This is a genomic window from Streptomyces sp. NPDC007808, assembly GCF_042868655.1.
Lineage (GTDB): Bacteria > Actinomycetota > Actinomycetes > Streptomycetales > Streptomycetaceae > Streptomyces.
This window is the reverse complement of the sequence record NZ_JBIAEQ010000008.1, coordinates 583,664-592,806: the sequence shown is the minus strand read 5'-3', so window position 1 is coordinate 592,806 and position 9,143 is coordinate 583,664. Positions and strand designations below refer to the sequence as shown.

At 69.4% G+C, this 9,143-nt stretch carries 9 protein-coding genes; all 9 read left to right on the top strand.

Annotation, left to right across the window (positions count from 1 at the left end; genetic code table 11):
• Positions 1–1,239, top strand: a 1,239-nt coding sequence (locus ACFYNL_RS31015) for a biotin/lipoyl-containing protein (RefSeq protein WP_388809056.1), incomplete at its 5' end; no start/stop codon positions are given.
• 596 nt (positions 1,240–1,835) lie between these two features.
• A complete protein-coding gene (locus ACFYNL_RS31010) occupies positions 1,836–3,311 on the top strand; it encodes an FAD-dependent monooxygenase (protein WP_388809053.1) in 1,476 nt (491 codons plus the stop codon).
• Positions 3,312–3,391: 80 nt separating this feature from the next.
• Positions 3,392–4,051, top strand: coding sequence for a TetR/AcrR family transcriptional regulator (locus ACFYNL_RS31005; RefSeq protein ID WP_388809050.1), 660 nt, complete (start codon positions 3,392–3,394; stop codon positions 4,049–4,051).
• Between the two features lie 38 nt (positions 4,052–4,089).
• Positions 4,090–4,419 (top strand): TcmI family type II polyketide cyclase, encoded by a 330-nt coding sequence (locus ACFYNL_RS31000; protein ID WP_388809047.1) that lies wholly within the window; start codon positions 4,090–4,092, stop codon positions 4,417–4,419.
• Between the two features lie 37 nt (positions 4,420–4,456).
• On the top strand, positions 4,457–5,725 hold the full coding sequence (locus ACFYNL_RS30995) for a beta-ketoacyl-[acyl-carrier-protein] synthase family protein (RefSeq protein WP_388809044.1): 1,269 nt from the start codon (positions 4,457–4,459) through the stop codon (positions 5,723–5,725).
• Positions 5,722–6,939 (top strand): ketosynthase chain-length factor, encoded by a 1,218-nt coding sequence (locus ACFYNL_RS30990; protein WP_388809041.1) that lies wholly within the window; start codon positions 5,722–5,724, stop codon positions 6,937–6,939. Before ACFYNL_RS30995 ends, ACFYNL_RS30990 begins: the two co-directional genes overlap by 4 nt.
• A 52-nt stretch (positions 6,940–6,991) precedes the next feature.
• Positions 6,992–7,261 carry an acyl carrier protein gene (locus ACFYNL_RS30985; protein WP_388809039.1) on the top strand — a complete coding sequence of 90 codons (270 nt, stop codon included), beginning with the start codon at positions 6,992–6,994 and terminating at the stop codon, positions 7,259–7,261.
• 84 nt (positions 7,262–7,345) lie between these two features.
• Positions 7,346–8,131 carry a 3-oxoacyl-ACP reductase FabG gene (gene fabG / locus ACFYNL_RS30980; protein WP_388809036.1) on the top strand — a complete coding sequence of 262 codons (786 nt, stop codon included), beginning with the start codon at positions 7,346–7,348 and terminating at the stop codon, positions 8,129–8,131.
• A gap of 65 nt (positions 8,132–8,196) precedes the next feature.
• On the top strand, positions 8,197–9,141 hold the full coding sequence (locus tag ACFYNL_RS30975; protein WP_388809033.1) for an aromatase/cyclase: 945 nt from the start codon (positions 8,197–8,199) through the stop codon (positions 9,139–9,141).
• The last annotated feature ends 2 nt before the right edge of the window (positions 9,142–9,143 follow it).

The following is a 9,143-nucleotide window of genomic DNA, read 5'->3' as shown; positions in this document are numbered from 1 at the left end:
CTGTACGACTCCGCGGTCCGCGAGGCGGTCGCCGCGTTCGGGCGCGGGGAGTGCTTCGTCGAGCGCTACCTGGACAAGCCCCGCCACGTGGAGACCCAGTGCCTGGCCGACACGCACGGCAACGTGGTCGTCGTCTCCACCCGTGACTGCTCGCTGCAGCGCCGCCACCAGAAGCTGGTCGAGGAGGCCCCCGCGCCGTTCCTGTCCGAGGCGCAGGTCGCCGAGCTGTACTCCGCCTCCAAGGCGATCCTGAAGGAGGCCGGCTACGTCGGCGCCGGCACGGTCGAGTTCCTGGTCGGCCTGGACGGCACGATCTCCTTCCTGGAGGTCAACACCCGCCTGCAGGTGGAGCACCCGGTCACCGAGGAGGTCGCCGGCATCGACCTGGTGCGCGAGATGTTCCGTATCGCCGACGGCGAGGAACTCGGCTACGGCGACCCGGTCCTGCGCGGGCACTCCTTCGAGTTCCGCATCAACGGCGAGGACCCCGGCCGAGGCTTCCTCCCGGCGCCCGGCACGGTGACCGCGTTCAACCCGCCCTCCGGTCCGGGTGTACGCCTGGACGCGGGCGTGGAGTCCGGCAGCGTCATCGGCCCGGCCTGGGACTCCCTGCTGGCCAAGCTCATCGTCACCGGCGCCACCCGCGAGCAGGCCCTGCAGCGCGCGGCCCGCGCGCTGGAGGAGTTCCAGGTCGAGGGCATGGCCACGGCCATCCCGTTCCACCGCGCGGTGGTCAAGGACCCGGCGTTCGCGCCCGAGCTGACCGGCTCCACCGACCCGTTCACGGTCCACACCCGCTGGATCGAGACCGAGTTCGTCAACGAGATCAAGCCCTTCGCCGCCCCGGCCGACACCGACGCCGAGGACGAGGCGGGCCGCGAGACGGTCGTCGTCGAGGTCGGGGGCAAGCGCCTGGAGGTCTCCCTGCCGGCCTCCCTGGGCATGACCCTGGCCCGCACCGGCCTCGCCGCCGGGGCCAAGCCCAAGCGCCGCGCGGCCAAGAAGTCCGGCCCCGCCGCCTCCGGCGACACCCTCGCCTCCCCGATGCAGGGCACCATCGTCAAGGTCGCCGTCGAGGAGGGCCAGGAAGTCAAGGAAGGCGACCTGATCGTCGTCCTCGAAGCGATGAAGATGGAACAGCCGCTGAACGCCCACAAGTCGGGCACCATCAAGGGCCTGTCCGCCGAAGTCGGCGCCTCCCTCACCTCCGGCGCAGCCATCTGCGAGATCAACGACTGAGCCGCACGACAACCTCCGCACGACATCGCCGGCGAACCTTCGAAACCTCGGGTACCGACTTCGGAACCGGGAGCGTTCGCCCAGCTTGCAGCAGGCCAGGGCCAGAGGATCTGCCGAATCTTTCGTGCAGCGGTGCCGGAACGTCATACCAGGAGTACTCGCGCAGTCGTCGTACCGCTGGGATCACGGGCTTTTCTTCAGCCCCCGCCGGCACCGCGCTCTGCAGCTCAGGAATTGACGCGATGCCGCCCCCTTGGCCTTTTCTCCGGATCCCGGGCGCGCCTTGGATCGGGCGGCCGGAGAAGCGGAGTCCTGAAAACCTCTACGTGAATTTAACGTATCCCTGATGTGCCGAAACCACTGATGGGAACCAACTTCCCGGCGGCGTCCGGCCGCGCATTTTGCAATTCTCTGACGCTTCCCGCACCTTCTCCTATCCGTCATGTAACTGCCTGGCGGAAAATTGCGGAAACCTGAACGGTGAAGCCTTGAACTTCCTATCCCCGGCGAAGACGCTCATTATCAGCTTCCGCTGCTCTGTCATGAGCTGCATGTGATTCGCCATTTGAACCCCTGAGTTGGCAGAGGAGAGGTACATGAACGCCGCAGTGATAGTCGTGGGCGCAGGTCCCGCCGGAATGATGCTGGCCGGCGAACTGCGGCTCGCCGGTGTCGACGTCATCGTCCTGGAGCGGCTCCAGGAACGCACCGGGGAATCCCGCGGCCTGGGGTTCACCGCCCGCACCCTGGAGGTCTTCGACCAGCGGGGCATCCTGTCCCGGTTCGGTGAGGTCGAAACCAGCAGCCAGGGGCACTTCGGCGGACTGCCGATCGACTTCGGCGTTCTGGAAGGCGCGCGGCAGGCCGCCAAGACTGTTCCGCAGTCCGTCACCGAGACTCACCTGGAGGAGTGGGCCACGAGCCTGGGTGCCGACATCCGCCGCGGCCACGAGGTCCTCTCCCTGACCGACGACGAGGATGGTGTCACCGTCGAGGTGCGCGGTCCCGAGGGCGAACTGACGCTGAGTGCCGCCTACCTTGTCGGCTGCGACGGGGGCCGCAGCATGGTGCGCAAGGCTGCCGGCTTCGACTTCCCCGGCACCGCCGCGACGATGGAGATGTTCCTCGCCGACATCAAGGGCGTCGAGCTGCAGCCGCGCATGATCGGTGAGACGCTGCCCGGCGGCATGGTCATGGTCGGCCCGCTGCCCGGCGGCATCACCCGGATCATCGTCTGCGAGCGCGGCACCCCGCCACAGCGCCGGGAGACCCCGCCGACCTGGCACGAGGTCGCTGACGCATGGAAGCGGCTGACCGGCGACGACATAGCGCACGCCGAGCCGGTCTGGGTCAGTTCCTTCGGCGACGCCACCCGTCAGGTCACCGAGTACCGACGCGGCCGTGTCCTCCTGGCCGGCGACGCGGCCCACATCCATCTGCCGGCCGGCGGCCAGGGCATGAACACCAGCATCCAGGACGCGGTGAACCTCGGCTGGAAGCTCGCCGCCGTCGTCAACGGCACCGCCCCGCAGGACCTGCTCGACACCTACCACACCGAGCGGCACGCGGTCGGCAAGCGGCTGCTGATGAACACGCAGGCCCAGGGTCTGCTGTTCCTGAGCGGCCCCGAGGTGCAGCCACTGCGTGACGTACTGACCGAACTCATCGCGTACGACGAGGTCGCCAAGCACCTCGCCGCCATGGTCAGCGGCCTGGAGATCCGCTACGACGTCGGCTCCGGCGAGCACCCGCTGCTCGGCAGGCGTATGCCCCACCTGGAGCTGACGACCGTCAAGCGCACCACGTCCAGCACCGCACTGCTGCACTCCGCCCGCGGTGTGCTGCTCGACCTCACCGACAATGCGCGACTGCGCGCCCGCGCCGCCGGCTGGTCCGACCGGGTCGACATCGTCACCGCCGTACCGGGCGAGGTTTCCGCGGCCGGCGGGCTCGACGGCACCACGGCCGTCCTGATCCGTCCCGACGGCCATGTCGCCTGGGCCGCACCCGGATCCCACCACGACCTGCCGATGGCGCTGGAGCGCTGGTTCGGCAAGCCCCTGGCGGGCTGAACGCCCGAGCCCCGGGTCCCGACCGATTGCCGACGCAGGGGAAGTCGTCGCACCAGCTCACCGATGGGGAGGAGTACCGCATGATTACGCCGCAGGCAACCGCCGAGCGTGTCCAGGCACGTCCGGCGGAGGAGCGGCGCGACGTCGTACGAGCGGCACGCGCCGTCTTCGCGCGGGAGGGCTGGACACACACCACCCTCGAAGGCGTCGCCGCCGAGGCGGGTCTGGAACCGGCCGCAGTCGAGCACTGCTTCAAGGACAAGGGGCAACTGCTGCTCTCCGTCCTGCTCGACGGCTCAGCCTCGGTCGCCGCCGCGCTCACGGTCGTCGCCGAGAGCCACCTCGCCGACGTCACGGACCTTGAGCGGCAACTCACCGCGCTGGGCCATGCCTGGCTGACGCCGCTGGCGGCCTTCCCCGAACACTTCGCGATCGTCCGGCACATCGGAGCGGAGGCCACCCGGCTGCCCGCCGGGCTACCGCAGATGTGGCAGACCGCCGGCCCCCGGCAGGCACAGCGCGAACTGGCCCGCAGGCTGCGTCGCCTCGCCGACGCCGGGCTGCTCGACATCACCGACGCCGACCACGCGGCCGGGTGCTTCATCCAGCTGGTCGCCGCGGGCGTCGTACAGCGTTCGTTCCACGGCGCCCTGCCGCTCCCGGACTTCGAGATCGACGCACTGATCGCCGCCGGTGTGGCGGACTTCCTCCGGCTGTTCGGCCCGCGGCCGGCCGGCTGACCCACGAAGCGCTCCCCGTCACGGAAGAGAGAGAAGACATGCACAGCACCCTGATCGTGGCCCGGATGGACCTGGAGTCCAGTGCCGAAGTGGCCAAGCTCTTCAGCGAGTTCGACCGGACCGAGATGCCCCACCGCATGGGCACCCGGCGCCGCCAGTTGTTCTCGTACAAGGGCCTGTACTTCCACCTGCAGGACTTCGACGGCGAGAACGGCGGCGAGCTGATCGAGGAGGCCAAGACGGATCCGCGGTTCGTGCGGATCAGTGAGGACCTCAAGCCGTACATCGAGGCGTACGACCCCGTGACGTGGCGTTCGCCCGCCGACGCGATGGCCACGCGCTTCTACGACTGGACGGCCGCTCAGTGAAGCCGTCTTCCACCGACACGAGGGGAGGCCACCGCTAGTGGGCCGCCGGGTAGTAATCACAGGAGTGGGAGTGCTCGCGCCGGGCGGAATCGGCGCAAAGAACTTCTGGAGTCTGCTGAGCGACGGGCGCACGGCGACCCGGAGGATCACCTTCTTCGACCCTTCCTCCTTCCGTTCCCAGGTCGCGGCCGAGGCCGACTTCGACCCCCACCTGCACGGGCTGACTCCGCAGGAGATCCGCCGCATGGACCGCGCCGCCCAGTTCGCCGTGGTCACCGCCCGCGAGGCCCTCGCCGACAGCGGGCTCGATCTCGCCGGCTTCGACCCGCACCGCACCGGTGTCACGATCGGCAGCGCGGTCGGCGCCACCACCGGGCTCGACGACGAGTACCGCGTGGTGAGCGACTCGGGCGCCCTCGACCTTGTCGACCACACCTACGCGCCGCAGCACCTGTACAACTACTTCGTGCCCAGCTCCTTCTCGGCCGAGGTGGCCTGGGCGGTCGGCGCCGAAGGCCCGGCCACGGTGGTGTCCACCGGTTGCACCTCCGGCCTCGACTCGGTCGGCCACGCCGTCGAGCTGATCCGCGAAGGCACCGCCGACATCATGGTCGCCGGTGCGACGGACGCTCCGATCTCACCGATCACCATGGCGTGCTTCGACGCCATCAAGGCCACCACACCGCGCAACGACGACCCCGAGCACGCCTCGCGGCCCTTCGACGGCACCCGCAACGGCTTCGTGCTCGGCGAGGGCAGTGCCGTCTTCGTCCTTGAGGAGCTGACGAGCGCACAGCGGCGCGGCGCCCACATCTACGCCGAGATCGCCGGCTATGCCTCGCGCTGCAACGCCTTCCACATGACCGGTCTGCGCCCCGACGGGCGTGAGATGTCCGAGGCCATCGACGTCGCCCTCGGCGAGGCACGGATGAATCCCGAGGAGATCGACTACATCAACGCGCACGGCTCCGGCACCAAGCAGAACGACCGGCACGAGACCGCCGCGTTCAAACTGAGCCTCGGCGACCACGCGTACCGCACACCGGTCAGCTCCATCAAGTCGATGGTGGGCCACTCGCTCGGTGCGATCGGCTCGATCGAGATCGCCGCGTCGGTGCTGGCGATGGAGCACCACGTGGTGCCGCCCACCGCGAACCTCCACACCCCCGACCCGGAGTGCGATCTGGACTACGTGCCGGTCACCGCGCGTGAACAGCTGGTCGACGCGGTCCTGACCGTGGGCAGCGGATTCGGTGGATTCCAGAGCGCGATGGTGCTGGCCCGGCCCGAGAGGAGCGCGGAGTGAGCGCCAGGACAGTCATCACCGGTATCGGCGTCGCGACGGCCAACGGGCTCGGCGTGGACGAGTTCTGGGCGGCCACCCGCATCGGCAAGAACGCCATCGGCCGGGTCACCCGCTTCGACCCGTCGTCCTACCCCGCGCGGCTGGCCGGCGAGATCCGGGGCTTCGAGGTCTCGCAGCACCTGCCGAGCCGGCTGATCCCACAGACCGACCGGATGACCCAACTCGCCCTGGTCGCCGCCGACTGCGCCTTCGAGGACGCGGGCGTCGAACCCGGCAACATCCCGGAGTTCGACATGGGCGTCGTCACCGCCTCCACCTCCGGCGGCTTCGAGTTCGGCCAGAACGAGCTGAAGAAGCTGTGGAGTCAGGGCAGCCAGTACGTCAGTGCGTATCAGTCCTTCGCCTGGTTCTACGCCGTCAACAGCGGACAGATCTCCATCCGCAACGGCATGAAGGGCCCCAGCGGTGTGGTCGTCAGTGACCACGCGGGCGGTCTCGACGCCATCGCCCAGGCGCGCCGGCAGATCCGCAAGGGCAGCAAGCTGATCTTCTCCGGCGGCTTCGACGCCTCGATCTGCCCCTGGGGCTGGGTCGCTCAGATCGCCGGCGGACGGCTCTCCACCAGCGACGAGCCGGAGAGCGCCTACCTGCCCTTCGACGCGGCCGCGAACGGTTATGTGCCGGGCGAGGGCGGCGCACTGCTCATCCTTGAGGATCTGCGGACCGCCCGTGAGCGGGGTGCCGAGAACATCTACGGGGAGGTCGCCGGCTATGGCTCGACCTTCGACCCGAAGCCCGGCAGCGGCCGTGAGCCGGGGCTGCGCCGCGCCATCGAGGTGGCGCTCGCCGACGCCGGCGTCGAGGCCGGTGACGTCGACGTGGTCTTCGCCGACGCCGCCGGCAGCCCGGACCTGGACCGACAGGAGGCCGACGCGATCACCGCGGTCTTCGGGCCGTCCGGGGTCCCGGTCACCGCGCCCAAGACGATGATCGGCCGCCTCTACTCCGGCGCCGCGCCGGTCGACGTGGTCTCCGCCGTCCTGGCCATCCGCGAGGGCCTCATCCCGCCGACCACCAATGTCGAGCCGGCGCCCGAGTACGGCCTCGACCTGGTGACGGGCCAGCCGCGCGCGGCGTCGGTGCGCACCGCCCTGGTGCTCGCCCGTGGCGTCGGCGGCTTCAACTCCGCCGTCGTCGTCCGCGCCGTCGACTGACTCTCCGTCCGTCCCCGGCGCTCAGCCATCTCCGATCCAGAAAGGCACTTCCATGTCCGAGCAGGAATTCACCATCGCGGACCTCAAGCGCATCCTCCTTGAGGGCGCCGGCGCCGACGAGGGGGTCGACCTCGACGGCGAAATCCTCGACACCGACTTCGAAGAGCTGGGCTACGAGTCCCTGGCTCTGCTGGAGACCGGTGGACGCATAGAGCGCGAGTACGGCATATCCCTCGACGACGACATCTTCACCGAGCACCGCACGCCGCGGGCCCTGGTGGCAGCGATCAACGGCTACCTCAAGGATCTCGTGGCCTCCTGACGGGGCCGCGACGCCCGCCGCGCCGGGCTCCGGCGCGGCGGGCGCGTACGCCAACTTCCCTTTTGCCTCATGGAGAACGGACACATGTCACAGCAGAACAACAGGGTCGCCCTCGTCACGGGTGGCACCAGCGGAATCGGGCTCGCCGTCGCCCGGCTTCTGGCCACCCAGAACCACCGCGTGTTCATCGGCGCCCGCAGTGCCGACAACGTCGCCGAGACCGTCAAGCAGCTCCGGGACGAGGGACTCGACGTCGACGGCACCACGCTCGACGTCCGGTCCACCGCCGACGCGCGGGTGTTCGTGCAGGCCGCGATCGACCGCTACGGCACCGTCGACGTGCTGGTCAACAACGCCGGACGCAGCGGTGGCGGGGTGACGGCCGACCTCACCGACGAGCTGTGGGACGACGTCATCGACACCAACCTCAACAGTGTCTTCCGGCTGACCCGCGAGGTCCTCACCACCGGCGGACTTCGCGCCAAGGACCGCGGCCGCATCATCAACATCGCCTCCACCGCGGGTAAGCAGGGCGTCGTCCTCGGCGCCCCCTACTCGGCCTCCAAGCACGGCGTCGTCGGTTTCACCAAGGCCCTCGGCAACGAGTTGGCCCCGACCGGCATCACCGTGAACGCCGTGTGCCCCGGCTATGTCGAGACGCCGATGGCGCAGCGGGTCCGCCAGGGCTACGCGGCCGCGTACGACGCCACCGAGGAGGCGATTCTTGAGAAGTTCCGCTCGAAGATCCCGCTCGGCCGCTACTCGACCCCCGAGGAAGTGGCCGGTCTGGTCGGCTATCTCGCCTCCGACACCGCCGCCTCCATCACCTCGCAGGCCCTCAACGTCTGTGGTGGCCTCGGCAACTTCTGAGCCGAACGGGCCGACGTTCCGTCCGGCCCACCCGAACCCGAACCCCGAAACCGAGGAGCAACAGCATGTCGCAGCCCGGCCTGCGTGAGGTGGAGCACGAGATCACGGTCTCCGCTCCGGCCGCCGCCGTGTACCGGCTGATAGCCGAGGTGCGAAACTGGCCACGGATCTTCCCGCCGACCATCTACGTCGATCGCGAGGCGCTGGGCGAGGGCGCCGAGCGCATCCGCATCTGGGCCACCGCCAACGGCGAGGCCAAGAACTGGACCTCGCGACGCACCCTGGACCCGGACCGGCTGCGGATCACCTTCCGCCAGGAGGTCTCCGCACCCCCGGTCGCGGCCATGGGCGGCACATGGATCATCGAGCCCGTCTCCGCCGACGAGTGCCGGGTCCGGTTGCTGCACGACTACCGGGCCGTCGACGACGACCCGAAGAGCCTGGAGTGGATCGACGTGGCCGTCGATCGCAACTCCCGCTCGGAGCTGGCCGCGCTGAAGGACAACGTCGAGGCCGCGCACGCCGCCGAGGACCTGACGTTCTCGTTCGAGGACACGGTCCAGGTGGGCGGCTCGGCCAAGGACGTCTTCGACTTCGTCAACGAGGCGCACGCCTGGCCCGAGCGGCTGCCGCACGTGGCCACGGTCCGCTTCGAGGAGTCCACGCCCGGTCTGCAGGAGCTGGAGATGGACACCCGCGCCAAGGACGGCTCGGTGCACACCACCAAGTCGTACCGGGTGACCTTCCCGCACGAGAAGATCGCCTACAAGCAGGTGACCCTGCCGGCGTTGATGACGCTGCACACCGGCTACTGGACCTTCGCCGAGAACGACGCGGGTGTGGCCGCCTCCTCTCAGCACACCGTCACGATCAACACGGCCAACATCGCCAGGATCCTCGGCCCCGAAGCGACGGTGGCGGACGCCAAGGAGTACGTCAGGAACGCCCTGTCCACCAACAGCCGCGCCACTTTGAGCTACGCCAAGGACTACGCGGAAGCGCGGGCCTGACC

Bases quoted from the DNA above. Each gene is read 5' to 3' on its own strand.
- ACFYNL_RS31010 (WP_388809053.1), top strand. From the start codon at position 1,836: ATGAACGCCGCAGTGATAGTCGTGGGCGCAGGTCCCGCCGGAATGATG.
- ACFYNL_RS30975 (WP_388809033.1), top strand. From the start codon at position 8,197: ATGTCGCAGCCCGGCCTGCGTGAGGTGGAGCACGAGATCACGGTCTCC.
- fabG (WP_388809036.1), top strand. From the start codon at position 7,346: ATGTCACAGCAGAACAACAGGGTCGCCCTCGTCACGGGTGGCACCAGC.
- ACFYNL_RS31005 (WP_388809050.1), top strand. From the start codon at position 3,392: ATGATTACGCCGCAGGCAACCGCCGAGCGTGTCCAGGCACGTCCGGCG.
- ACFYNL_RS31000 (WP_388809047.1), top strand. From the start codon at position 4,090: ATGCACAGCACCCTGATCGTGGCCCGGATGGACCTGGAGTCCAGTGCC.
- ACFYNL_RS30985 (WP_388809039.1), top strand. From the start codon at position 6,992: ATGTCCGAGCAGGAATTCACCATCGCGGACCTCAAGCGCATCCTCCTT.